Origin of the sequence: Huintestinicola sp., assembly GCF_050874005.1 — a bacterium.
In the GTDB taxonomy this organism is placed as follows: Bacteria; Bacillota; Clostridia; order Oscillospirales; family Ruminococcaceae; genus Huintestinicola.
Map to the genome: position 1 here is coordinate 23,968 of NZ_JBNMJV010000021.1, position 23,752 is coordinate 47,719.

Sequence of the window (23,752 nt, forward strand, 5' to 3'; positions counted from 1 at the left end):
TACCTGTCCTTTCAGAAAATAAGCATACCCACATTATACACCACAAAAGCGGCTAACCAGGCTGCAGCGCATTGTACAAATACAAATGCCACAGCAGCAAAGGTTGAATTCATCTCCCGCTTTACCGCAGCCACCGCCGCAACGCAGGGAGTATAAAGCAGAGAGAAAACCAGAAAGCTTACCGCTGTCATAGGAGTGAACATTCCCTGCAAAACAGCCGGAAGAAGGTCTGTAGAGCCTGCTCCCGACAGCACCGACAATGTGGACACCACCGCTTCCTTTGCGGAAAAGCCTGTGATAAGAGCGGTGGATATGCGCCAGTCGTTAAAGCCAAGGGGCGCAAATATGGGAGCGATTATCTTTCCTATAGCGGCAAGAAGGCTCTGAGAACTGTCGGTAACGGTATTGAGCCTTGCGTCAAAGGACTGTAAGAACCATATTATCACCGAGGCGGTGAAAATTACGGTAAATGCCTTTGTAAGGAAGTCCTTTGCCTTATCCCACATAAGCAGCACTACGCTTTTCGGAGAGGGCAGGCGGTAATTCGGCAGCTCCATTACAAAGGGAACGGGTTTGCCCTTAAATTTGGTCTTGCTGAGAATTATGCCGTAAAGTATGCCGCAGATTATTCCGAAGAAATAGAGACAAGCCATTACAAGGGCGCTGTGGTCGGGAAAGAATGACATTGCAAACACCGAATAAATAGGCAGCTTTGCGCTGCAGGACATAAAGGGCGTAAGGAAAACGGTCATCTTTCTGTCACGCTCGGAGGAAAGAGTCCTTGTTGCCATAATTGCAGGTACAGAACAGCCGAAGCCGATTATCAGCGGGACAAAGGAGCGTCCCGACAGACCTATCTTTCTGAGCAGGCTGTCCATAACGAATGCCACTCTCGCCATATATCCGCTGTCCTCCAGCATTGACAGGAAGAAAAACAGGGTGACGATGGTGGGCAGGAAGCTTAAAACACTTCCCACGCCTGCAAATATGCCGTCTATTATAAGACTGTGTATAACCGGGTTAAGCCCGTAGGCTGTAAGTGCGCTGTCTGCGGCGGCGGTGACAATGCCGATTGCAGAGGAAAGAAGATCGCTTAAAAATGCGCCTATTACCCCGAAGGTGAGCCAGAAAACCAGCACCATTATCAGAATGAACATCGGTATGGCAAGGTATCTGTTGGTGAGAATGCTGTCGATCTTTACACTTCGGATATGCTCCTTGCTTTCACGGCATTTCACCACCGCTCTGCTGCACACGTCCTCGATAAAGGTGTAGCGCATATCGGCAATGGCAGCGTTTCTGTCCATACCTATTTCATTCTCCATTTCCGTAACGCTGTGCTCTATCATTTCAAGCTCGTTGGTGTTAAGCTCAAGCTTTTCGGTAATGGCAGGGTCGGCTTCAATAAGCTTTGTGGCGCAGAAGCGTCTGCCAAGCCCTGCATTGTCGGCGTGATCCTCGATTATGTGGCATACTGCGTGGATACATCTGTGCACGGCACCGCTGCAGTAGTCGATCTTTTTAGGCTGTATCCGCTTTTTTGCGGTATTAACCGCCGTTTCGATAAGCTCCTCAACGCCGTCATTCTTTGCGGCGGATATTGGCACAACGGGTATGCCTATCCTTTCGGAAAGCTCGGCAATATTTATTGTGCCGCCATTGTTTCTCACCTCGTCCATCATATTTAGAGCAAGCACCATTGGTATTTTCAGCTCGCTTAGCTGGAGAGTGAGGTACAGGCTTCGCTCGATATTTGTGGCGTCAACTATGTTTATGATACCGTCGGGTTTTTCGTTTATAAGAAAATCTCTTGTAACTATCTCCTCAATGGTATAGGGGCGTATCGAGTATATTCCCGGGAGATCAACAACTGTGCAGTCCTTGTATCCCTTTACCTCGCCGCTTTTCTGCTCAACCGTAACGCCGGGAAAGTTTCCAACGTGCTGATTTGAACCTGTAAGCTGATTGAAAAGAGTTGTTTTTCCGCAGTTCTGATTTCCCGCAAGGGCAAATATCATTATATATTCTTCCTTTCTTGAGAGTTTTGTTTTTCAAATATAAGTATGCAAAACAAAACTCGGTTTGAAGATCTATGATTTTCAAACATTCTTCCTTTCAGAGCTGCTTGGCTCTGTTGGCATTATCGTTATCTGTTTTGCTTCCTCGAGGCGGAGAGTAAGCTCGTAGCCACGAAGATGTATCTCAATAGGGTCACCCATAGGAGCGGCTTTTCGCACCGTCACCTGAGTGCGTGGTATCAGTCCCATATCAAGCAGCCTGCAGCGAAGTGCGCCCTCGCCCCCCACCTGCGTAATAATGCCGCTTTGACCTATGGGAAGCTTATCCAAAGTCATTTTATCATTTCCTTTCAAAAGTTAGTGTAATCTAACACTTATGGCATATTTTTTTCGGCAGGGCAGTCCGAAGCATTTTTTACTATACAAGACTGCACAAAGCCGAAAAATAGCCGTATTGTTTTAAAAGTTCATATGCCCTTTCCGCCGAAATCTCCGTATCATACAGACCGAAGACTGCCGAACCGCTTCCTGTCATCAGAGAGCAGACAGCGCCGTTATCCGTCATAATTTTTTTAATTTGGGAAACCTCGTCAAGGCGGGAAATATCATCAAATATGTTGCGGCAATAGGGTGCAATGTCAGCGAGCGAGCGGACATTTCCGAAGATATCCTTTATGCCCTCTGTGCCTATCCTGTAGCCCAGAGAGTCTATCTTTCCGAATGCCTCGGGAGTGCTGATACCCGTATTACCCTTGCCGATAAGCACCGTTCCCGATATTTTGGGGAGCGGCTCAATTATCTCACCTATTCCCGTACAATAGCCGCAGCCGCCCTTTATGCAGAATGGTATATCTGCGCCAATTTTTGCTCCGAGGGAAATAAGCTCACTTTCGGAAAGTCCTGCGGAAAACAGCCTGTTAAGCCCTGTAAGAACAGCGGCTCCGTCTGCGCTGCCGCCGCCCATACCTGCTTCGGAGGGAATGTTTTTTATAATATCTATGCTGACTCCCCTATCGAATATTCCCGTACGTTCAAAAAAGGCTGCGGCGCATTTGTACGCAATATTTTTTTCATTACAGGGAATAAGAGGGTCGGAGCAGGATATTTCTATCCCGCTCTTACCCGTTTTTTTAAGAGTGACCGTATCGCAGAGGGAAACGGTGTGCATAACAGTTTCAAGCAGATGATAGCCGTCCGCTCTTCTGCCCGTAACGTCGAGGTACAGATTTATTTTGGCATTTGCATTAAGAGTAAGGCTGTCCAAAATATGCCTCTCCTTTCAGCTTATGAAAAATCCGCATACATAACTTTCCTTGGGGCAAAAATCCCCGATAGTACGCACCCTTGAGGGCGTTTTGCGGTTTGAAAATCTGTTGCACACGTCATAGCCCTGTCCGTTATTGACTACTGCAGCATAGTGGAGCAGGGAACGTCCCGGCTTTGCCACCCAGTAGCAGAGTATCCCTACCCTGACAGCGCCCATAACTTTCACGAAATCATCGTAGTCCTTGGCTTTCACCGCAGGAATACGGCATTTCTCAAAAAGCCCCTCAGCTTTTTTCGGGTCTGTTCCGAAAATGCCCCACATATTGAGAGCATAGCAGTCGATACCTAAGGAAATGACCGAAATATCGGGCTTGTGTCCTGCGCTGAGAAGTGCGTTGTATATCGCAATAGCACCGCAGCCGTTGTGGGACATTTTGCATATCCCCAGTCTGTAGGACGAGACTGCGCAGTTTCTCTGACCGTTTATCAGTCCTGCAGGCTTTCTGAGGCGCTTGTTCTTTTCGAAGTTGCGCTTTGCAAGGGAGGGGGCATTTTCTAAAAGCTCCTCTGCCGTTATCATCAGCCGTTACCCGTTTTCTGCTTGTCCAGGTCGGCAAGAAATTCTTTTATGCGCTCTACGGCGGTCATTATGTGCTTGAGGGAATATGCATATGAAATTCTTATATATCCCTCGCCGCATTCACCGAAGGCATTTCCGGGCACTACCGCAACATTGTGCTCGTAAAGCAGTCTTTCGCAGAATTCCTCGCTGGAAAGCCCTGTGGATTTGATGCTTGGGAACACGTAAAATGCTCCTCTCGGCTCGAAGCAGGTGAGACCAATATCGTTAAGAGCTTTCACAAGCCATCTTCTGCGGATATCGTACTCGTCACGCATTTTGGCAATGTCCTCGTCACAGTTCTCAAGCGCTTCGATAGCCGCATACTGGGAAACAGTAGGGCTGCTCATTATACCGTACTGGTGAATTTTCAGCATCTGCTTGATGATGGGCTGAGAACCTGCCACATAGCCAAGTCTCCAGCCTGTCATTGCATATGCCTTTGAGAAGCCGTTTACAAATATGGTGCGCTCCTTCATTCCATCTATCTCGATGATAGAGCAGTGCTTTGAGCCGTATGTAAGAGAGCTGTATATCTCATCTGAGAGAATAAGGATATTTGTATCACGGATAACCTCCGCAATTGCTTCAAGATCTTTTCTTTCCATAACGGCTCCTGTGGGATTGTTGGGGAAAGGCAGGATAAGAAGCTTTGTCCTGTCTGTTATCTTTTCCCGAAGCATTTCGGGGGTGAGCCTGAACTGGGTCTCTGCTGTGGTCCGGAGGGTGACGGGCACGCCTCCGCAGAGAGACACTATGGGAGCATAGCAGACAAAGCAAGGCTCAACTATAAGCACCTCGTCGCCATTTTCGATAAGCGTCCTTATGGCAATATCAATGCCTTCCGAGCCGCCTACGGTAACGATTATCTCGTCCTTGCCGCTGTATTTTACGCCTGTGTTCTTCTCGATGTTTTTACTGATAGCCTCTCTCAGCTCCACAATTCCAGCATTTGCGGTGTATTTGGTTTTTCCCTTTTCAAGAGATGTTATGGCAGCCTGTCTTACGTTCCAGGGCGTCTGGAAATCAGGCTCGCCCACGCTCAGAGAGATGACATTATCCATCTGAGCGGCAATATCAAAAAATTTTCTTATTCCCGAAGGCTTCATTACCTTGCATTTCTCGGAAATAAGCTTGTCGTAATCTATCACGGAGATACGAAGCCCCTTTCATCTGCGGCCTCCTGTTCGATAAAGAAGCCTTGTTCCTTATACTGCTTGAGTACAAAATGGGTGGAGGTGGATATTACGCCCTCCATTGAGGAAAGTCTCTGAGCCACAAAGAGAGCTATCTCCTTGTAGTTGGTTCCTCTGAGTGTGACTGCAAGGTCGAACGAACCCGACATAAGTGTTACCGAGTCAACCTCGTCAAATTCCATTATCTTGCGGGCAAGTTCGTCAAAGCCAAATTCCTTCTTGGGCTTTACCTTGACCTCGATAAACGCTGTTACCGAATTTTTGTCCGCCAGTTCTTCATTTATGATAGCGTTATACCCCTTGATAACGCCTTTTTTCTCGTAGTCGGCTATCCGTGCCGCGACTTCTTCCGGGGTAATTCCCAGCATTACCGCCAGCTGCTCGTCAGAAAGTCTTGCATTTCCCTTTAAAAGCTTGATGAGAGAATCCATAATAATCCTTCCTTTCTTTGCATACCCGAAGGTCTGTTTATGACACACTTTCTCGGATATACACGATTTATTATACTCCATTTTCAGGAATTTGTCTATAGCTTTTTATGAATTTTTAAAATTAGTACAATACATAAACTTTACTTCTCAGCACTTGACATTTTTCTTACGAGTGGTATAATTAGTATAGACTTGGCAAAATTCGCCTGTAACTGACGGATTTTCCATATAAATTGAAAGGTTGGTATTTAATATGTCAGCAGAATTTATCGTTGAAACCTCCGCACGTCACGTACACGTAACTCAGGAGGCTCTTGAGGTGCTTTTCGGCAAGGGCGCCACTCTCACAAAGAAAAAGGATCTTTCCCAGCCCGGTCAGTTTGCCTGTGAGGAAAGAGTTGAGGTAGTAGGTCCTAAGAAGTCTCTCGCAAACGTTTCTATCCTTGGCCCCGTAAGAAGCGCAAATCAGGTGGAGCTTTCCGCTACAGACGCACGTTCTATCGGCATTGCTGCTCCTATCAGAGAGAGCGGTGACGTTGCAGGTTCGGGTGCCTGCAAGCTGGTTGGTCCCTGCGGCGAGGTTGAGCTTTCCGAGGGCGTTATCGTTGCAAAGCGCCACATTCATCTTACTCCCGCTGACGCTGAGGAGCTTGGCGTTAAGGACAAGGACGTTGTTTGGGTGAAGATCGACACAGACGGAAGAAAGGCTATCCTTGGCGACGTTGTTTGCCGTGTTTCCGACAAGTTCGCAAGAGCTATGCACATAGACACCGATGAGGCAAATGCTATTTCCGCTCACCCCGGTCTTACAGGAACAATTTACAAGGCTTGATTTACTGATACATAAGCTTTCAGGCTTCTGCACGAAAATGCAGAAGCCTGTTTTTTGTTTATTCGGATATTTCTTCATCGTAGTAGGCAATGATCACTTCGTCCACTGCCGAAACCGATGTCTCCTCTGAGATATCATAACTGAATTCTATCTCCATAGGCATACCGTTATTGTCAATAAACTGCATATATACGGGTTCATTTCCGCATACGCCGATAACAGTATTTTCATCAATGCTGTCCCCTGTCGAGACATACAGTTCGTTTAAGCCCGACATAAGAATTGTACGGCAATAACACTCCTCTGTCGGCTCTCCGTTATAAGCAAGCTCCACAGCGGCGCACATTCCGCCGTTAAGAGAAGTGCCCGCAAAGACAACATCTCCCGAGATATTGGGCATAAGGGAGAAATACTGCTCATTGTCGAGGATAAGAAGCGTCTTGTCCGACTCTCCTGTTTCCTTTACGCTGTACCGCACCTTTTCAAATTCGGCTTTCGGCAGGATATCGTCAAGCTTTGCCTGCGCCGTACTGCTGTCAAATTCCGTGTGATAATAGACCGTATTTTGGCTCTCAAGGAAAGTTCTTATCTTCTCGCTCATCTTTTCATCGGAAGACTCAAGATGATAGATGCCTGTTCCTGTTCTGTTATCGGATACCTCTTCGGTATCCGCTTCCATTGCTTCAAAAAGCTCCGAACGGTACACTCCGCAGTTATAGATAAGCCAGCCTTTGTCCTTTTTCTCGGCAAAATAACCTGTGTTGTAGGCGTGAAACACGGCATCATTGTTAGCCAGATTATAAGCCAGAAAAGGCATAATGTATTCCTTGCCCGTCTGAAGCTCTCTGAGGTCATAGGCGGGTACAGAAAATGTGATAGTCTCTTTTTCAAAGCTGTTTAAGGTTTGTGAAAATTCCTCCTCCGCATAACACTCCAATGGCTTTATGCAATAAACTATCTTACCGTTTGTGTACTTTTTGGAAACGACCCTGAACCTCATTACTGTCTGCCAGTCGGTGTTATATGCATTCTGAGTATCCGTATCGGGACTGTAATTCCATAAAAGCTCGGCATTGCCGCTCCGGTCTCCCGTAACCTCATATTCAAATCTGTCGATAAATGATGACAGCATTGTTTGTGAACCGTTTTCCTCGATATATGCGGTAAGCTCGGGTGAAGCGTCGCCTGTGCTCCTGCTCATTACCGTATCGGAAGCAATTCCCTTGGTATTTATATATGCCAGAGCGGCAAAGGCGGCTATCCCTATTACGGCGGCTGCCGAACACATTGCGGCAATGCGGCTTCGGGTGCTTTTTACTCTTATCTTACGCTTGGCGATAAGCTCGCCCTTTTCAAATTTAAAGAGGCTGTCAAAATCGGAGGGCTTGCCTGCATTTCGGTCAAACTGTTCGATATATTTTCTGTTCCTGCTCATACCGTTTCCTCCTTTAATATTTTTTTCAGCTTTTCTCTTCCCCGCATTATCCTTACCCTGACCGTTGATTCCTTCATTTTCAGAAGCTTCGCTATTTCCGCTGTGGTGCAGCCTTCATAGTAAAACAGGTGGAGAGGCACTCGCTCCTTTTCGGGAAGCTCCATCACCGCATAGAAAAGGTCGCTCTTTTCTCCGAAATCCTGCTCATAGCTGCCCTCCTCAGGCTCGTCTCTGTGTATCGTCCGTGTAAACCAGCCTGAGCGGAGATCGTTGCGGCAGGTGTTCATTGTTACGGTTATGAGCCAGGGCCTTATGTGAGCCTCGTCGGTGAGCTTGTCCATATTCTGATAGTATTTCAGAAACACGTCCTGCATAACGTCATTGGCGTCGGCGCTGTTTTTCATCATTGTAAACGCCACAGAATAGACCATTCTGCTGTACTCCTCAAAGCATCTGCGGAAACGCTGTTCTTCGCTGTTGTTCATTGACAGGCTCACCCCCTTTTTTGTCCCTCTGATAATAATACACCTGAGGGGACGGATATGTTACACTTTTCCATAAAATTTTTTTGCTTAAAAATATATGTGCTATTTTTCACAAAAATATCAGAACATATTTATCATTTATTACAAAATGCAGCGATATCGCAAATATGTTCTACAATCATATTGACAAATCAGCACTTTTGTGCTATAATATCAGTAAAGCAATGGAGCTGTGCAGCCGCAGCAGCTCCATTGTGATACGTATTATTTACGCCTGCTCTGCACGGTGCTTTTCCCGTTCAAGCCTTTCAACTGCCAGCTTATGGGAATTTTCCTCAAGAGAGCGTCTGCTGGGTTTATGAAGCTCCTCGTATGTCTCCACAAACTCCATAGCGTCCGAAGCGTTCAGCGGCTTGCTCATAAGGAAGCCCTGGATATAATCGCACTTCATTTCTGCAAGGATATTGTACTGCTCGATGGACTCAACGCCCTCCACCACAGTCTTGATGCCAAGGTTCTTCACCATATCAATGATAGAGCCTGTGATCTGGTAATCCTTGTGCTTGCTGCATATCTCGTCAACGAAGGATTTATCAACTTTAAGGGTCTTGATAGGCATATCCTTCAGATATCCGAATGACGAGTAGCCTGTACCAAAGTCGTCAAGAGCAAGGGCAATACCCATATCCGCAAGCTTCTGTATTGTATCGTTGTTGCCGTCGATAAATTCCACGAGGCTTGTTTCGGTGATCTCTATCTGAATGTTTGCGGGATTTACCTGGAAAACGTTGATCGTGCGGCGGACCTTGTCAAGGAAATCCTTACGCTTGAGCTGAACGGGAGAAACATTTATGGACATTATGATGTCGGGGTTTATCTCGTTCATTCGCTTGAGGAAGCGGCAGCCTGTTTCAAATATCCAGGTTCCGATCTCAACGATAGCACCTGTCTCCTCGGCTATCTGCACGAAGGTAAAGGGCGGAACGCTTCCAAGCTCCTCGGACTCCCATCTTACAAGCACTTCAAAGCCGTGGATATCGCCGTTCTGAACGGAGATTATAGGCTGGAAATTAAGGAACATTTCATTGTTTTCAAGAGCCTTGTTCAGCTTCTGGGCGATAGTTGCCTTGCTGAGCACGGTCTGGTGCAGAGAAGCATTATAATAAGATGTTCTTCCCTTGCCCTTTTCCTTTGCACGACTCATAGCGATATCTGCGTCTCTGAGCAGCATATCGGGATTGGTATCATCATCGGGATAGATGGAGATACCTACGGAAAACTGCACGTAAAGCTTGTCATTAAGTATCTCCACAGGTTCGATAAACTCGTTGCGGAGGTTTCTGATAAGTTCGTCTATTATTCCGAAATCGTCATTCAGGTCAGCAAGGATAACAAATTCATCGCCGCTGAATCTGAATACTCTGGGCACAACGGTTTTAAGGCGCTGACCGAATATTTTAAGGAACTCGTCGCCGTGACGATGACCGAGGGTTTCGGTTATCCACTTGAAATTGTCGATATCTATAAACAGCAGAGCAAATCTCTTTCTTGACTCGTCCCTGCTCACCATAAGATCCTCTATGTACTCGTAAAGCTTGTAGCGGTTCTGAAGTCCTGTGGTTGGGTCAAGAGTCATATAATCCTCAATGACGGCATTTTTATCCTGCAATGTCTGGGCAAGATCGTCAACGGATTTTGCAATGAGCCCTATCTCGTTTTCAGAAGAGGAATTTATGCGGAAATTGTAGTTTCCGGCAGATATCTCTGCTATGGAATTTGATATCTCGGGGATATCCTTTGCCTCGTGACGGATAACATTCAGAGTTGCGATAAGCTCAAGGACGAAAAGACAGGCAAGGATAATTATCTGCTGGGAATACATTTTTGTAAAGCTTCCGTCTGCTACCCTGCCGTCAAACACGGTAAGCACTCTGAGACCGCCGCAGGAGACCTGACACAGAGCGTAGCTTGTGGTTTTCCCTGACTTGAACTCAATTATAGAACCATATGTTGAAGTATCAGCTGCAAGCGAACTGAGACCTTCTTCCGCATTTCCGATAATCTCGTTAACTCTTTCGTCGTCTTTCGGCTCACAAATTATATTGTTCGACTGGTCAAGAACAGCGGAGTAAACGCCCTCCGTATATATCCGGTGGGAAATATTTTCCGAGATCATATCTGCCGAAAGTTCAATTCCTGCACAGCCTACAAAATCTCCGTCATACCTTACGGGCATTACAAGCACGATCTGCGAATCACATTCCACAAAACGCTTGTATGAGTCGTTTATTACATAAACTATCGGATTATCCGATGAAGATTTTTCTGCGTCGGAAAACCACTCGTAATCCTCCGGGAAAATAGTTCCGGACACGCCGCCGTCAGCAAAATATCCGCCGTTTCTTTCCGAAACACACCATATCGCCATAGGTCTGCCGTAAGAAGACATAAGCTTGTCCATATCCTCAAGTACAGAGCTGCTGTCCGCTGTTTCGGGACTGTTAAGAAGCTTAGCAGTATCGCCGCTTCCCGCAAATATCCGCAGACTGTCGGACATACTGCTTATATACTCCGAAACAGCGTCCGAAGCCGACTCTGATGAATTGACCATTACCGAATTGACATCGCTGCTGATGTTGCTTTTGGTTATGATAAATGTCATTCCCATAAACAGGATGACAAAAATAACATTAAAAAGAATTAGAAGCGAAATTATTCGTTTAATAAAGCTTGCCTTGAAAGCATTTTTTATCATAAATTTCCCCGTTCCTGCGGGTCCCCCGCAAAAGATAAAGCTTACGGATAACAATGGCCGTACCGTACATTCATATATTTATAAGTATATCATACAAATTTAATTTTTTCAAGAGGAATGTTAAAACATTGTACTCTTTAACAAAAAATTAACGCCTTTTTCGTTTGTTTTGAATACGTTGTAAAATCTTAAAGAGCCACCGTCTCCTTATACTGCTTTTCCAGAACTGCGGAGCGATGATAAAAATCTCTGTATTCAGCAGTCATACGGGTGTATTTTTTTGTCACCGCATAGGTGCCGTCAGGACACTTTTTCATTTTTATCCGGACGTAATATTCTCCGTGATCCTTACATTCACAGCAGTTGATAACTGAGGTCTCGCTGTAGAAAACCCATTTTTCACGCTTCATTATCCTGCGGCATTTCGGACAGCGGCAAAAGGTTATTCGCCTGCTTGACATCGCCGCTTCAATGCTTTTCACATTCATAAATGTGCGGAAATATTTCTCCTGCTTCTCCTCTGCCGCTTCTCTGAGCATATCATCATAACCCTCAAGATAGCGTGAAAAGTCCATTCTCAGCCCTATCCTCGCACAGTAGACGGCATCGTTAAGAGCATCGTGGGCTTTCAGCTCGCAGGATATCCCGTAATGCTCAAGGGCTGCCATCAGAGAATACTGCCTGCTGTCCTCCATTATGCGGCGGGCAAATATCTGCTGAAGGTCATAGAATTTCGGGTGGGACATTCTCATTTTATGTACCATAAGATTGGTATCCAGCATTTTTTCGTCCTCGCTGCCCCAGGTGAGTATCACGCAGTCCTCTCCGCACCATTCCGCAAAGCGTTTATATGCCTCGGGAAATTTCTGACCGAAGGTTATAGACGCACCAGATAGCCCTGTTACCCTTTTCACCGTCGAGTTCATTTTCTTATAGTACTTTGGGATAACACAAAAGTGGATACGGTCGGTCTCCTGCATATTTTCATCTATTTTTACGGCGCCTATCCTGATTATCTCTCCGTGGAGAGGGACAGGCACGGTTACGGTATTGGATTTTCCGTGGGGCTGATTCCACTCCATATCAAGAAAGATATAATTCAAATCATCAGTTCCTTTCGGCTGTTGTCCGCCTGCTTCAGCTTGCAGTCCATACGCATCAGTACGTCCTTTCGGGTCACGATCCCCGAAAACATTCCTCTGCTGTCCACTACGGGAACAAAGTTCTGCTCGATTATCCGATTGAAAAGGGTAGCTACGTCTGCGTCGATGGTTACTGATTCAAATCGGGAACAATCTGCCAAGTCTGCAACGGTGAGATCGTCGGCGCTTATTGCTTCAACGCTTTTTGTCTCAAGAATACGATAGAGAAAATCACGTTCGCTGACAACTCCTATGTACATTCCGTCCCTGTCTATAACGGGAACAGCGGTAAAACCGTGTTCTATAAACTCACGAAGTCCGTCTCCTGCGGAAAGGTCTCCGTAAATATATGCAACCATTGACTTGGGCTTTAAAAGCATTGCTGTATTCATATTTTTATTCCTTTCTGTTATCATATCTCGCTGTAGCCGTAAAGAGATATCCTCTCAAATCCGTCAAGCAGAGTGTCAAGATGTTTAAACGCAAGGCTTGTGCCCCGTGCCACACAGCGAAGGGGATCGTCGGCGCTGTAGGTGTGTATCTTTGTCTCCTGCTCGATAAGCTTGTCAAGACCGCCGATAAGTGCGCCGCCGCCTGTAAGCACGATACCGTTTGAGTGGATATCGCCCGCAAGCTCGGGAGGAGTGATCTCAAGAACGCCCTTGACAGCGTCTATGATCTCATTGGCTATGTCGATTATGGCTTTATAGATATCGTAATCGGTCAGCTTCACCTGAGCCGGAAGACCTGTTACAAGATTTCTTCCCTTGACTGTCATTTCCCTGCTTCCGTCGGGGGCATAGACCTGCGCAAGGGTTATTTTGGCGTTTTCGGCTGTGCGCTCGCCGATAAGTATGCGGTATTTGTTCTGGACGTATTTGATAATTGCGGCGTCTATCTTATTGCCTGCAAGCTTTACGGAATTTTTAGCAACGATACCGTTCATTGACATTACTGCAATATCTGTTGTGCCGCCGCCGATATCCACAACCATTCTTCCGCTTGCCTTGGCAATATCTATTCCTGCGCCCATCAAAGCCGCCACAGGCTCTTCTATAAGAAAAACCTTCTGCGCTCCTGCCTGACGGGCAGCTTCTATAACTGCTCTGCTTTCAACATCGGTTATTAGAGAGGGTACGCACATTACTATCCTCGGCATAAGCATCTGCCTGCCGGTCACTCTGTGTATGCACTCTCTCACAAGGCTTTCGGTCATATCGTAATCCGAGATGACACCGTCGCACAGAGGACGTATGACCGCAATATAGTCGGGAGCTTTGCCTATCATTTTGTAGGCTTCCATACCCACAGCGATTATCTCGCTGGTTTTCTTGTTAAATGCAACAACCGCAGGCTCATAGAAAACAACGCCCTTGTTTTCCATACTTATCATAATATTGGCGGTACCTAAATCTATTCCTATATCCATTTAGAATATTACCTTCTCTGACATTTATTTTTTTATTCTATCCCGATTTGATACGATTTGGAATATATTTTGTAAGAAGCAAGAGGCAAGAAGCAAGAATATGCATATACCTGCAATTTTTTTAACTCTATTTCTTGTTTTTTTCAGCTGTCTGCTTTTTATGGCTCAGTTAATATGCCGCTTACACAGTTATTCAATTTAATTATAACCTTTGTTTTACATAATGTCAATAGAAAAAAATTCTGCGGAAGAAAAATATCCTCCGCAGAAGCAAAAAACACTTTTTATTCGGAAAGGAAGCTTACAAATGCCTTATAGGTCATATAAACGTCCAGCTTTGAAACTATCTCGTAGGGTGCGTGCATACAGAGCACGGGAACGCCCACGTCAATGGTGTCAACGTTCAGATTTGCGATATATGCAGCGACCGTTCCGCCGCCGCCAAGGTCTACCTTGCCAAGCTCGCCTGTCTGCCATACAACGTTGTTATCGTCCATAAGCTTTCTCACTCTGCCCACAAACTCGGCAGAAGCGTCCGAAGTTCCCGACTTTCCTCTTGAACCCGTAAACTTTGTGACCACAACGCCATAGTTAATAAATGCGGCATTCCTGCGCTCAACAACATCGGGGAAGGTAGGGTCGAATGCGGCGTTTACATCTGCGGAAAGGCACTCGGAACGGCTGAGGACCGTTCTGCCGTCCATTCCGAAGCACTCTGCCAGGTCGTGGATAAAATACTTGAGATAAGAGGAACGAAGTCCCGTATTTCCGTCGGAGCCTGTTTCCTCCTTGTCGGTGAGGACAACGACTGCTGTCTTCTGAGGCGTCTCTTTGCAGTCCAGAAGGGCGGTGAGGGCGGTGTATGCACATACCTTGTCATCGTGACCGTATGCGCCTATCATACTTCCGTCAAAGCCTATATCCCTTGCCTTGAGAGCAGGAACGGCTTCAAGCTCGGCGGAAACAAAGTCCGACTCGGTAATGCCGTATTTTTCATTAAGCAGAGACATAATATTGAGCTTTACCTTTTCGCTCACATCATCGTCTCTGAAAGGACGGGAACCGATGAGAATGTTAAGCTCCTCGCCTTTGAGTATCTCCCCTGCGCTGCGCTTCATCTGCTCCTGGGCAAGATGAGGAAGAAGGTCGGTAACGCAGAAAACAGGGTCGCTCTCGTCCTCGCCTATGCTTACTCTTACGGAAGTTCCGTCCGCTTTAACGATAACGCCGTGGAGGGCAAGGGGAATGGTTCCCCACTGATATTTCTTGATACCGCCATAGTAATGAGTCTTGAAATATGCGGTCTCGTCATTTTCATAAAGTGGATTCTGCTTGAGGTCAAGACGGGGTGAATCAATATGAGCTGCTGCGATATGAACTCCCTCGGAAACAGGTTCCTTGCCTATATATGCAAGGATAACTGCCTTTTTGCGGTTTACATAGTATACCTTATCTCCCGCTTTGAGAGACATATTTTTCTCAAAGGGCTTGTAGCCTGCCTTGACTGCGGCTGCTTCCGCAAATTCCACAGCTTCACGCTCTATCTTTGCGGTGTCCATAAAGCTCTTGTAGCTTTCGCAGTATTCATCGCAGAGCTTCATATCCTCCTCGGAAGTTCTGAGAACGCCGTTCTTTCTCTGTACGCAGAGCTTTTCCTGCAAAAGCTTTGCAGCTGATTTTTCCTTTTCCATTTTAAATACTTCCTTTCATTTCGATTATTTATACAGGTTATTATATGCGGAATATGCGTTCATAACCTTATTTACATAATGCTTTGTGGCAGATGAGGGGATATCATCAAGTGTTTTTCCGTCGGAGCTGAGTTCGCTGTCCTCCAGCCACTTGTTCACGTTTCCCCTTCCCGAATGATAGGCGGCAAGAGCGGTCTCATAGTCGCCGTACTCATTGTATAGGAACATCAGCAGATATGTGCCGTACTCGATATTATACTCGGGGACAAACATATGGTCATAGTCTATCTCCCGACCGTCCTTCATACGGTAGCCTACCCAGTCATATGCGTCCTCCATAAGCTGCATAAGTCCTCTTGCGCCCACGTCCGACTCGGCGGAAGGGTCAAAATTGCTCTCGGTCTTTATGACTGCATAGATAAAATTGCTGTCCATATCGTATTTTGAGGAATATTTCTCCACATATTCGCTGTACTTCCGGGGATAAATATAGGCTCTGCACAGGTCGGGGATCTTATATATCCCTATCCCCAGCAGAATTATCAGCAGAAGCGGCAGTACGGGGCTTCTTTTCCTTTTCCTGCCCGGGGTTTTATCCGTTTGCTTTGGCATTGTAATACTCCTTGATCTTGCCTGCGACCTCCTCAGCCTTTGCGGCAAGGACGTCGGGAGTTTTATTGTTTTTTATCACAAAATCCGAATGGTTTACAAAAAAATGCTCAGAATACTGGGACTCAAAACGCTTTTTTGCCGCTTCGGGGGTAATATTGTCACGGGCGATTATCCGTCTGAGCCTTATGTCCTCGTCTGCGGTGACGCTTATGATAAGGTCGCAGAGATCGTCCGCATTAGCCTCGAACAGAGTGGGTGCGTCAAGAAGAATAAGCTCCTCTCCCTGTTCGGAAAGCTCGTCTATACGGCTGATTATCCTATAGATTATGTAGGGATAGATGATGCCATTTAACTGCCTGAGCTTCTCTCTGTCGGAGAAAACTATGCCCCCCAGACACTTTCTGTTAAGAGTGCCGTCAGAGTTTATGATATCCCCGCCGAATGCCTCGGCAAGCTCCTTTAAACAGGGCTGTCCCTTTTCGGTGACTTCTCTGGATATGATGTCTGCGTCAATGACAGCAAAGCCGTTTTGTGCAAAGACTTTGCTTACGGTGGTCTTTCCTGCGCCGCTCTGTCCTGTAAGACCCGTCACCCTTGCTCGTGTGCCGTTCAAAGGTTCACCACCTCAAATCCTGCGGCTCTGAGCAGCCTGTTATAGACTGCAAGACCCACTCCCGTCTGCTCGGGACATCTTGCATAAACCTGCTCTGCTCCCATATCGTCAAGGCTTCTGAGAACTGCAAAAAGCTCCCTTGCCTGCTTCTCGGAAGTGTCGCCGTAGGTGATGTACTTAAATGGAAAACCATTTGCGTCCGAATCGAATATCATAGAGCAGACTCTGTCGCCGTTATGAGCAGAAACATACTTTGTAAACTGCTCGATCGTGCCGCAGAGGATAGTCACATTTGCCTTCGGGGAATAATGCTTGTACTTCATTCCGGGAGAAAGCACCTTTTCACCATCGGAAATTTTCTCGGTAACTCCCTTGGCACACACAGCATTACCCTCCCCCACTATGCCCTTTATATCCTCAAGGGACACAAATCCCGGGCGGAGAAGCCTTACTCTTCCGTCCTTATCAAAGGAAACGACTGTAGACTCAACGCCCACAGCACAGTCTCCTCCGTCAACTATGGCGGATATCCTGCCGTTCATATCATTGTAAACGTGCATTGCCGTGGTGGGGCTTGGGCTGCCCGAAAGGTTTGCGGAGGGAGCCGCAAGAGCTGTTCCGCTTCTGCGTATTATCTCCCGTGCGACGGGGTGAACGGGAAAACGGATACCCACCGTATCAAGTCCGCCGCTTGTGGTCATCGGGATTATATCCCGCTTGGGCAGCACCATAGTAAGAGGTCCCGGCCAGAATGCCTTTGCAAGCTTATCCGCATTTTCGGGCACTTCGGTCACATATTTATATATGTCCGAAAACTCTCCGATATGTACGATAAGCGGATTATCCTGGGGTCTGCCCTTTGCTTTGAATATTTCGGAAACAGCGGTGCTGTTAAGTGCGTCGGCGGCAAGCCCGTAGACCGTTTCGGTGGGGATACCAACAACCTTGCCCTCACGCAGAAGAGCCGCCGCCTTTTCTATATCCTCCTCGGAGGAGGAAAGCATTTGTGTATCGTAGTTCATAGTCTGATGTTCCTTAATGTTACTCATCGCCCTGTGCGGAAAGCTTTGCAGCCTGATCCGCCGTTGCGAGAGCGTCTATTATCTCGTCCATATTGCCGTTAAGGATATGTTCGAGCCTGTAGATGGTAAGTCCTATCCTGTGGTCGGTAACTCGGCCTTCGGGGAAATTATAGGTGCGAATACGCTCGGAACGGCTGCCCGTTCCCACCTGCGAACGTCTGTCAGAAGCGATCTTGTCATTCTGCTCCTGAGTAAGCTTGTCGAAAAGGCGGCTGCGGAGTATCTTCATTGCCTTATCCTTGTTTTTATACTGGCTTCGCTCGTCCTGACATTCCACCACAAGACCTGTTGGAATATGGGTAAGTCTCACAGCCGATTCGGTTTTGTTGATATGCTGACCGCCTGCTCCCGAAGCTCTGAACACATCGGTCTTTATGTCCGCAGGATTTATTTCAAGCTCCACCTCGTCCGCCTCGGGAAGCACCGCTACGGTAACGGTAGAGGTGTGTATACGTCCCTGAGATTCGGTCTCGGGAACTCGCTGGACACGGTGAACGCCGCTTTCGTATTTTAGTCTCGAATATGCGCCCTCGCCCTCGATGCTGAAGGATATTTCCTTAAAGCCGCCAAGCTCCGTGGGATTTGCGTTAAGGATATCTATCTTCCACCTGCGTGCTTCGCCGTACATCGAATACATTCTGAAAAGAGAATTGGCAAACAGCGAAGCCTCGTCGCCGCCTGCGCCGCCGCGTATCTCGATGATAACGTTCTTGTCATCGTTGGGGTCCTTGGGGATAAGGAGTATTTTCAGCTCCTCGGAAATCGTGCCGATTCGCTCCTCGGCGTCATCAAGCTCCGCTCTGGCAAGCTCCTTCATTTCCTTGTCAATGCCGCTTTCCTCAAGAAGCTCCTTTGCCTCGTCACGGTCATTTACGGCAGCGGTGTATTCACGGTATTTCTCAACAATGGGAGTAAGGGATTTATATTCCTTCATCAGCTTTGCGTAAAGCTCATTGTCGCTTATTATATCGGGACTGCTGAGTTTTTCGCTTATTTCCTCAAATCTGTCCTCTGTAAGTTTCAGTTTCTCAAACATCGGTTACTCCTCGTCTCGGCTCACAGCCTTGATGTTTTTTTCAATTTTGCTTCTGGGGACCATAAATTCCCTGCCGCAGCCTGTACATCTCAGCTTGAAATCCATCCCCGACCGCAGTACGGTCATCTGCTTTGAGCCGCAGGGGTGATTTTTCTTCATTGTAAGCACGTCTCCCACACGGATATCCATAGGCTGCCTCCTTTTTGCAAAATCACATTAGTAATTTTTATTATACCACATTTCCCCTGCATTGTGCAACTTTTTTTCGCTTAATTTGCGAATAAATCTAAAAATACGGAATTGCACATAAATTTGCTGATGATTTTTGTTCATTTTAACAAGTATTGTCTTAGTGCGATTATTTTGTCCTGTCTCGGGCAAACTTATTTTCGGAAAGATTTTTTGAAAGGAACACGATAATTATGAGAATTACGGCACAGTTTGATTCGGTGGACATCGCAGAATTTGCCGCTTCAGCGATACGCAGTCTTGGAGAGGGAGTTTTTGACGTTTCCCTCACAGAACGGAGAAAAAAAGTCCATCGTGACGGCGATTTTGCGCCTATGGGATTTTTCTCAAATCTTAATACCAGCAATTTTCAGCCTGTTGCGCCCCTTTCGGGTATAGTTTCGGCGGACAGCGAAAGCTCCGAAAGCATTTCTGCGGCGGTGGACATCATCTGCCGTCCCTCAGAAGCAAAGCGTGTGGTGTCTGCACTGATGAACAAGGGCGGTCACGATATCAAGGCAAGATAAAATTTCGGGGACTGCCATAAAGACAGTCCCCGAGCCTTATCCGATATTTTTTTCAACTATACTGCAGAAATCCTCCGGCATTTCCTTAACAGACCAGTGCTTGCAGTTTTTAAGGATACGAGCCTCAGTCCCAACTTCCTTTGCCGCCCGGATAACGTCCTCCTTGGGCACTAAATTATCCTTTTCGCCGCTTATGAAAACCACAGGCATTTTAAGCCTCCTAAGCTCGTTTACATAATAGGGATATACTCCCTTTTCGGTGCAGGAACTTCGCTGATAATCCTGCATTGCCTTGCCTGCACCGTCTGCACGGCAGGCTTCAAGCATATCGTCAATTATCTCATCGGTGATATTTTTCTTGTCCCCGATAAGGGCATATGACGCAAGCCATTTTGCCATAAAACGGGAATTCGCTATCCACCGAAACTGTTTTAAGGTAAGGTCGGTCTTGTGAATGTACCAGAGTGAAAATTTTCCGAGAGGTATCTTTTCGGAAATTCCCCAGGGGTCAACGGGAAAAAGGGCTGTCACCCTTTCCCCGTATCTGAGCGCAAAGCCCATAGCCACAGCGCCGCCCATAGAAAGCCCTGCAAGAGCGAATTTGTCAAGTCCTAAGCTGTCCGCAAGCTCTCTCAGAGTTTCAATGTGGGTATCGTAAAAGCTGTCCCCTGCCATATTTTCGGGCTTGTCGCTTTTTCCGTATCCCAGCTGATCGGGAGCGTAAACGGTGAATTTATCCGAAAATTTTCCCATTACCTCACGCCAGGAAAGCATTGCGCTGTCACAGCCGCTGCCGTGAAGAAGAATTATCTTCTTTTCGCCGCTTCCCTGCTTGTAAACGTGGATATTTCCACCAGTAGTTTTAATGTCAAGCTCTTCCATTACAGTCCTGCAGGCTCGCTCATCTGCTCCTTAACAGCAGGATAAACCTTGTCATACAGCCTAAAAAACTTCTCATAAACGGGAACGTTCTCGGCAATAGGCTCCTGGACCTTGTCAACACCGCAAATCACATCACAAGCCTCGGGAACGCTCTTGTAAACGCCCGCACCAACAAGCGCAAGTATAGCCACACCAAGAGCAGGTCCCTCCTTTGACGAAGCAGTCTTAACAGGGCAGGCATAAAGGTCTGCAAGCATCTGTCTCCACAGAGGAGAGCTTCCTCCGCCGCCGCAGGCCATCATATCCGAAACATTGATATCCATTTCCCTGCATATCTCAACGCAGTCTCTGAGAGAATATGCAACGCCCTCCATAACAGCTCTCAGCATTTCCTTTTTGGTGTGCATAGCCGAAAGTCCGAAGAACATTCCTCTTGCATTTGGGTCAAGGTGAGGAGTACGCTCACCCATAAGATAAGGCAGATAAAGCAGCCTGTTTGCACCGATGGGAACAGTCTCAGCTTCCTTGTCCATAAGATAATACTCGTCCACGCCCATATACTTTGCAGTTTCCTTTTCGGCAGCACAGAAATTATCTCTGAACCACTTGAGAGAAAGTCCCGCACCCTGGGTAACGCCCATAATATGCCAAGCACCGGGAACCGCCGCACAGCAGGTGTGCACACGTCCCTTGGGGTCAATGGACACCTTTGATGTGTGAGCAAAAACAACTCCGCTTGTGCCAATGGTGGTAAATGCCCTGCCGTCAGCCACAACGCCCGTGCCAACAGCCGCAGCAGCATTGTCACCTGCACCGCCCACAACGATGGTACCTGCCTTCAGACCCGTAAGCTCAGCCGCCTTTTCGGTTATTGTTCCCGTAACCTCGCAGGACTCGTAAACCTTTGCCAGCATAGACATATCAATGCCCAGCTTGTCGCAGATTTCCTTGCTCCAGCAGCGGTTGGGAACATCAAGAAGCTGCATTCCCGAAGCGTCGGACACTTCGGTTGCATACTCGCCCGTAAGCATAAATCTTATGTAATCCTTGGGCAGAAGAATGTGGCGGCACTTAGCAAAATTCTCAGGCTCCTTGTTCTTCACCCAAAGAATTTTAGCGGCAGTCCAGCCCGTAAGAGCGGGATTTGCGGTTATCTCGATAAGCTTTTCCCTGCCGATTTTTTGGTTCATTTCCTCAACCTCGTCGGCAGTTCTCTGGTCGCACCATATGATTGATTTTCTGATAACATCGTTATTTTCATCAAGCATAACAAGACCGTGCATCTGACCCGAAAGGCCAACGCCCACGATATCATCGGCAGAAACGCCGCTCTTTGCGATAACGCCCTTTATGGTGTTAACAGCCGCATTGTACCAGTCTGCGGGGTCCTGCTCCGCATAGCCGTTTTTGGGCTGATACATAGGATATTCTATAGTCATAGAGGCAATAACAGTTCCCTTTTCGTCAAACAAAACGGTCTTTGTGCCGCTGGTGCCAAGGTCTACGCCGATCACATATCTCATTTTTCATCTTCCTTTTCATTTTTAGTTTTTCTGTCGGATATTTTGATTATGCCCACAAGGATATTTTCCCATATCATCGGGACAAATATCCGAAGCAGAATTATTGCGATAATAACTACAGCGGCAATTTTAAAAATTGCCCCGAGATGTGGCTGAACATAACGGATAAAAAGGTCTTTGATGTATTCAATTATTCCCAAAATATCCATAAAGCTTCACCTTCGCTGTGAAAATCAGCCCCCGTTATGCACAGGGGCTGAAATAGATTTTATGTAAGATCAAAGGCTGAACATAATGTTATTGAGAATAGACTCAAGCATTTCCTGTCTGCCGCTTGTGAGGGAGTCAACGACCTCGCCCTTTTCAAGAGCATACTTCTCAAGGTCTGCAAGAGTAGCCTTGCCGCTGATGATGTCTGCACCGATACCGGTCTTCCAGGAAGCATATCTGTCTTCAACAAACTTGTCAATTCTGCCGTCATCGATCATTTTCTGAGCGATCTTGAGACCGAGAGCAAAGGTATCCATACCTGCAATGTAGCTGTGGAAGATATCCTCCATTGTGTAGGAGCCTCTTCTTGCCTTGGAGTCGAAGTTCAGACCGCCGTTTGTGAAACCGCCTGCCTTGAGAACTTCATACATACAGAGTGTAGCGTCATAAATATTTGTGGGGAACTGGTCGGTATCCCAGCCGAGGAGCATATCGCCCTGGTTAGCGTCAATGGAGCCGAATACGCCGTTGTCTCTTGCAACTCTAAGCTCGTGCTGGAAAGTGTGCTGAGCAAGTGTAGCGTGGTTTGCCTCGATGTTCATCTTGAAATCCTTGTCAAGACCATACTTGCGGAGGAAACCAAGAACGGTAGCGGTATCGAAATCATACTGATGCTTTGTAGGCTCCTTGGGCTTAGGCTCAATGTAGAAATCGCCTGTGTAGCCGATAGAACGTGCATAGTCAACGGTCATTCTCATAAGACGAGCCATATTGTCCTGCTCGAGAGACATATTTGTGTTGAGAAGGGTCTCATAGCCCTCTCTGCCGCCCCAGAAAACGTAGCCCTTACCGCCAAGCTTAACTGTAGCCTCAACAGCCTTCTTTATCTGAGCAGCAGCGTATGCGAATACGTCAGCGGAAGGAGATGTGCCTGCGCCGTGCATATATCTGGGGTGGTCAAAGCACTTAGCAGTACCCCAGAGAAGCTTCTTGCCTGTCTCAGCCTGCTTCTTCTCAAGGTAAGCAACTACCTTGTCAAGCTCAGCATTTGTCTCTGCAAGAGAGCCGTACTCGGGAGAAAGGTCTCTGTCGTGGAAGCAGTAGTAATCAATGGAAAGCTTATCCATTATTTCAAACGCAGCGTCAACCTTAGCGATAGCTCTCTTCTCTGAATCGGTCTCGCCCCAGCTCTTGTCTGTAGTGCCGCAGCCGAACATATCCGTGCCGTCGCCGCCCATTGTGTGCCACCAGGAAAGAGCAAACTTGAGCTGCTCTCTCATAGTCTTGCCGCCCACGATCTCATCGGGGTTGTAGTACTTGAATGCCAAAGGATTGGTGCTGTTCTTGCCCTCAAAGGGAATTTTGCCGATGTTCTTGAAATACTCGCTCATTGTTTTTTCCTCCATATGTAAATTTTAAACTGAACTTTTTTCTTCACGGAAAATATATCCGTGATGTATTAAATACATTTTACATTGTAATCGGTTACTTGTCAAGAGGTTTTTGTAAAAATGCTATAAAAATTTACAGTTTGAAACAATAAATCATAATTTGGGGACAACGCATTTGTATCGTTACCGAGCCGTCAGTCTGCCATCTGAAAAGATCACAGAACGAGCGGCTGCAGGCTCAGCCTGCTAAATCATAATTTTGGGACACCGTGTTTGTATCGTTACCGAGCCGTCAGTCTGCCGCCCGAAAAGATCACAGAACGAGCGGCTGCAGGCTCAGCCTGCTAAA

Annotated in this window: 24 protein-coding genes; 2 read left to right on the forward strand and 22 right to left on the reverse strand. The window is 46.9% G+C overall.

Features of this window, described 5'->3' with window-relative positions; all coding sequences use genetic code 11:
- Positions 1 to 11 precede the first annotated feature (11 nt).
- The 6 genes from feoB to ACR0QN_RS08385 all read right to left on the reverse strand — a co-directional run bounded on the left by feoB (position 12) and on the right by ACR0QN_RS08385 (position 5,530).
- Positions 12 to 2,018 (reverse strand): ferrous iron transport protein B, encoded by a 2,007-nt coding sequence (gene feoB, locus ACR0QN_RS08360; RefSeq protein ID WP_432650750.1) that lies wholly within the window; start codon positions 2,016 to 2,018, stop codon positions 12 to 14.
- A gap of 81 nt (positions 2,019 to 2,099) precedes the next feature.
- On the reverse strand, positions 2,100 to 2,354 hold the full coding sequence (locus ACR0QN_RS08365) for a FeoA family protein (RefSeq protein ID WP_432650751.1): 255 nt from the start codon (positions 2,352 to 2,354) through the stop codon (positions 2,100 to 2,102).
- Positions 2,355 to 2,436: 82 nt separating this feature from the next.
- Complete coding sequence (gene ispE / locus ACR0QN_RS08370; RefSeq protein WP_432650752.1) at positions 2,437 to 3,282, reverse strand: 4-(cytidine 5'-diphospho)-2-C-methyl-D-erythritol kinase; 846 nt, start codon at positions 3,280 to 3,282, stop codon at positions 2,437 to 2,439.
- A 15-nt stretch (positions 3,283 to 3,297) separates the two neighbouring features.
- Positions 3,298 to 3,864 carry a hypothetical protein gene (locus ACR0QN_RS08375; protein ID WP_432650753.1) on the reverse strand — a complete coding sequence of 189 codons (567 nt, stop codon included), beginning with the start codon at positions 3,862 to 3,864 and terminating at the stop codon, positions 3,298 to 3,300.
- Positions 3,864 to 5,051 carry an aminotransferase class I/II-fold pyridoxal phosphate-dependent enzyme gene (locus ACR0QN_RS08380; RefSeq protein ID WP_432650772.1) on the reverse strand — a complete coding sequence of 396 codons (1,188 nt, stop codon included), beginning with the start codon at positions 5,049 to 5,051 and terminating at the stop codon, positions 3,864 to 3,866. The genes ACR0QN_RS08375 and ACR0QN_RS08380 overlap by 1 nt, the downstream gene beginning before the upstream one ends.
- Positions 5,051 to 5,530, reverse strand: coding sequence for an Lrp/AsnC family transcriptional regulator (locus ACR0QN_RS08385; protein WP_432650754.1), 480 nt, complete (start codon positions 5,528 to 5,530; stop codon positions 5,051 to 5,053). Before ACR0QN_RS08385 ends, ACR0QN_RS08380 begins: the two co-directional genes overlap by 1 nt.
- Before the next feature lie 253 nt (positions 5,531 to 5,783).
- Here ACR0QN_RS08385 and ACR0QN_RS08390 point away from each other — a divergent pair, with 253 nt between their 5' ends.
- Positions 5,784 to 6,362, forward strand: a complete 579-nt coding sequence (locus ACR0QN_RS08390) for a PduL/EutD family phosphate acyltransferase (RefSeq protein WP_432650755.1) — start codon at positions 5,784 to 5,786, stop codon at positions 6,360 to 6,362.
- Positions 6,363 to 6,420: 58 nt separating this feature from the next.
- Here ACR0QN_RS08390 and ACR0QN_RS08395 read toward each other — a convergent pair whose 3' ends face one another.
- From ACR0QN_RS08395 to ACR0QN_RS08450, 12 genes are all read right to left on the reverse strand, one after another.
- Complete coding sequence (locus ACR0QN_RS08395; RefSeq protein WP_432650756.1) at positions 6,421 to 7,797, reverse strand: hypothetical protein; 1,377 nt, start codon at positions 7,795 to 7,797, stop codon at positions 6,421 to 6,423.
- The gene (locus ACR0QN_RS08400) at positions 7,794 to 8,282 is read right to left on the reverse strand and encodes an RNA polymerase sigma factor (RefSeq protein WP_432650757.1); all 489 of its coding nucleotides are present in this window, start codon (positions 8,280 to 8,282) and stop codon (positions 7,794 to 7,796) included. The genes ACR0QN_RS08395 and ACR0QN_RS08400 overlap by 4 nt, the downstream gene beginning before the upstream one ends.
- A 268-nt stretch (positions 8,283 to 8,550) precedes the next feature.
- Complete coding sequence (locus ACR0QN_RS08405) at positions 8,551 to 11,037, reverse strand: bifunctional diguanylate cyclase/phosphodiesterase (RefSeq protein ID WP_432650758.1); 2,487 nt, start codon at positions 11,035 to 11,037, stop codon at positions 8,551 to 8,553.
- A 188-nt stretch (positions 11,038 to 11,225) separates the two neighbouring features.
- Positions 11,226 to 12,140 (reverse strand): exonuclease domain-containing protein, encoded by a 915-nt coding sequence (locus ACR0QN_RS08410; protein WP_432650759.1) that lies wholly within the window; start codon positions 12,138 to 12,140, stop codon positions 11,226 to 11,228.
- Complete coding sequence (locus ACR0QN_RS08415) at positions 12,137 to 12,571, reverse strand: CBS domain-containing protein (RefSeq protein ID WP_432650760.1); 435 nt, start codon at positions 12,569 to 12,571, stop codon at positions 12,137 to 12,139. Before ACR0QN_RS08415 ends, ACR0QN_RS08410 begins: the two co-directional genes overlap by 4 nt.
- A gap of 20 nt (positions 12,572 to 12,591) precedes the next feature.
- Entirely contained in the window at positions 12,592 to 13,608 is a 1,017-nt protein-coding gene (locus ACR0QN_RS08420) for a rod shape-determining protein (protein ID WP_432650761.1), read from the reverse strand.
- Positions 13,609 to 13,892: 284 nt separating this feature from the next.
- Positions 13,893 to 15,299 carry an aminopeptidase gene (locus ACR0QN_RS08425; RefSeq protein ID WP_432650762.1) on the reverse strand — a complete coding sequence of 469 codons (1,407 nt, stop codon included), beginning with the start codon at positions 15,297 to 15,299 and terminating at the stop codon, positions 13,893 to 13,895.
- Between the two features lie 24 nt (positions 15,300 to 15,323).
- Positions 15,324 to 15,911, reverse strand: a complete 588-nt coding sequence (locus ACR0QN_RS08430; protein ID WP_432650763.1) for a lytic transglycosylase domain-containing protein — start codon at positions 15,909 to 15,911, stop codon at positions 15,324 to 15,326.
- Entirely contained in the window at positions 15,892 to 16,524 is a 633-nt protein-coding gene (coaE, locus tag ACR0QN_RS08435) for a dephospho-CoA kinase (RefSeq protein ID WP_432650764.1), read from the reverse strand. Before coaE ends, ACR0QN_RS08430 begins: the two co-directional genes overlap by 20 nt.
- Positions 16,521 to 17,573: an L-threonylcarbamoyladenylate synthase gene (locus tag ACR0QN_RS08440; RefSeq protein WP_432650765.1), complete on the reverse strand. Its 1,053-nt coding sequence runs from the start codon at positions 17,571 to 17,573 to the stop codon at positions 16,521 to 16,523. The genes coaE and ACR0QN_RS08440 overlap by 4 nt, the downstream gene beginning before the upstream one ends.
- A complete protein-coding gene (prfA, locus tag ACR0QN_RS08445; RefSeq protein ID WP_432650766.1) occupies positions 17,566 to 18,642 on the reverse strand; it encodes a peptide chain release factor 1 in 1,077 nt (358 codons plus the stop codon). The genes ACR0QN_RS08440 and prfA overlap by 8 nt, the downstream gene beginning before the upstream one ends.
- A 3-nt stretch (positions 18,643 to 18,645) precedes the next feature.
- Positions 18,646 to 18,831 (reverse strand): DUF951 domain-containing protein, encoded by a 186-nt coding sequence (locus ACR0QN_RS08450; RefSeq protein ID WP_432650767.1) that lies wholly within the window; start codon positions 18,829 to 18,831, stop codon positions 18,646 to 18,648.
- Between the two features lie 233 nt (positions 18,832 to 19,064).
- Between ACR0QN_RS08450 and ACR0QN_RS08455 the strand changes: the two genes are divergently transcribed.
- A complete protein-coding gene (locus ACR0QN_RS08455) occupies positions 19,065 to 19,397 on the forward strand; it encodes a hypothetical protein (protein WP_432650768.1) in 333 nt (110 codons plus the stop codon).
- A gap of 36 nt (positions 19,398 to 19,433) precedes the next feature.
- On the opposite strand, the gene ACR0QN_RS08460 is transcribed toward ACR0QN_RS08455, so the two are convergent.
- The 4 genes from ACR0QN_RS08460 to xylA form a co-directional block, all read right to left on the reverse strand.
- Complete coding sequence (locus tag ACR0QN_RS08460) at positions 19,434 to 20,279, reverse strand: alpha/beta fold hydrolase (protein ID WP_432650769.1); 846 nt, start codon at positions 20,277 to 20,279, stop codon at positions 19,434 to 19,436.
- Complete coding sequence (gene xylB / locus ACR0QN_RS08465; RefSeq protein ID WP_432650770.1) at positions 20,279 to 21,802, reverse strand: xylulokinase; 1,524 nt, start codon at positions 21,800 to 21,802, stop codon at positions 20,279 to 20,281. Before xylB ends, ACR0QN_RS08460 begins: the two co-directional genes overlap by 1 nt.
- Complete coding sequence (locus tag ACR0QN_RS08470; protein WP_432650771.1) at positions 21,799 to 22,011, reverse strand: hypothetical protein; 213 nt, start codon at positions 22,009 to 22,011, stop codon at positions 21,799 to 21,801. Before ACR0QN_RS08470 ends, xylB begins: the two co-directional genes overlap by 4 nt.
- Positions 22,012 to 22,080: 69 nt before the next feature.
- Complete coding sequence (gene xylA, locus ACR0QN_RS08475) at positions 22,081 to 23,403, reverse strand: xylose isomerase (RefSeq protein ID WP_432650773.1); 1,323 nt, start codon at positions 23,401 to 23,403, stop codon at positions 22,081 to 22,083.
- Between the last annotated feature and the right edge of the window lie 349 nt (positions 23,404 to 23,752).

What these genes read in the sequence shown, in the direction of transcription:
- xylB (WP_432650770.1), bottom strand. Translation starts at nt 21,802, where the DNA reads ATGAGATATGTGATCGGCGTAGACCTTGGCACCAGCGGCACAAAGACC.
- xylA (WP_432650773.1), bottom strand. Translation starts at nt 23,403, where the DNA reads ATGAGCGAGTATTTCAAGAACATCGGCAAAATTCCCTTTGAGGGCAAG.
- ACR0QN_RS08460 (WP_432650769.1), bottom strand. Translation starts at nt 20,279, where the DNA reads ATGGAAGAGCTTGACATTAAAACTACTGGTGGAAATATCCACGTTTAC.
- ACR0QN_RS08420 (WP_432650761.1), bottom strand. Translation starts at nt 13,608, where the DNA reads ATGGATATAGGAATAGATTTAGGTACCGCCAATATTATGATAAGTATG.
- ACR0QN_RS08365 (WP_432650751.1), bottom strand. Translation starts at nt 2,354, where the DNA reads ATGACTTTGGATAAGCTTCCCATAGGTCAAAGCGGCATTATTACGCAG.
- ACR0QN_RS08430 (WP_432650763.1), bottom strand. Translation starts at nt 15,911, where the DNA reads ATGCCAAAGCAAACGGATAAAACCCCGGGCAGGAAAAGGAAAAGAAGC.
- ACR0QN_RS08450 (WP_432650767.1), bottom strand. Translation starts at nt 18,831, where the DNA reads ATGGATATCCGTGTGGGAGACGTGCTTACAATGAAGAAAAATCACCCC.
- feoB (WP_432650750.1), bottom strand. Translation starts at nt 2,018, where the DNA reads ATGATATTTGCCCTTGCGGGAAATCAGAACTGCGGAAAAACAACTCTT.
- ACR0QN_RS08375 (WP_432650753.1), bottom strand. Translation starts at nt 3,864, where the DNA reads ATGATAACGGCAGAGGAGCTTTTAGAAAATGCCCCCTCCCTTGCAAAG.
- ACR0QN_RS08440 (WP_432650765.1), bottom strand. Translation starts at nt 17,573, where the DNA reads ATGAGTAACATTAAGGAACATCAGACTATGAACTACGATACACAAATG.
- ACR0QN_RS08390 (WP_432650755.1), top strand. Translation starts at nt 5,784, where the DNA reads ATGTCAGCAGAATTTATCGTTGAAACCTCCGCACGTCACGTACACGTA.
- prfA (WP_432650766.1), bottom strand. Translation starts at nt 18,642, where the DNA reads ATGTTTGAGAAACTGAAACTTACAGAGGACAGATTTGAGGAAATAAGC.
- ACR0QN_RS08470 (WP_432650771.1), bottom strand. Translation starts at nt 22,011, where the DNA reads ATGGATATTTTGGGAATAATTGAATACATCAAAGACCTTTTTATCCGT.
- ACR0QN_RS08405 (WP_432650758.1), bottom strand. Translation starts at nt 11,037, where the DNA reads ATGATAAAAAATGCTTTCAAGGCAAGCTTTATTAAACGAATAATTTCG.
- ACR0QN_RS08415 (WP_432650760.1), bottom strand. Translation starts at nt 12,571, where the DNA reads ATGAATACAGCAATGCTTTTAAAGCCCAAGTCAATGGTTGCATATATT.
- ACR0QN_RS08425 (WP_432650762.1), bottom strand. Translation starts at nt 15,299, where the DNA reads ATGGAAAAGGAAAAATCAGCTGCAAAGCTTTTGCAGGAAAAGCTCTGC.
- ACR0QN_RS08400 (WP_432650757.1), bottom strand. Translation starts at nt 8,282, where the DNA reads ATGAACAACAGCGAAGAACAGCGTTTCCGCAGATGCTTTGAGGAGTAC.
- ACR0QN_RS08455 (WP_432650768.1), top strand. Translation starts at nt 19,065, where the DNA reads ATGAGAATTACGGCACAGTTTGATTCGGTGGACATCGCAGAATTTGCC.
- ACR0QN_RS08385 (WP_432650754.1), bottom strand. Translation starts at nt 5,530, where the DNA reads ATGGATTCTCTCATCAAGCTTTTAAAGGGAAATGCAAGACTTTCTGAC.
- ACR0QN_RS08395 (WP_432650756.1), bottom strand. Translation starts at nt 7,797, where the DNA reads ATGAGCAGGAACAGAAAATATATCGAACAGTTTGACCGAAATGCAGGC.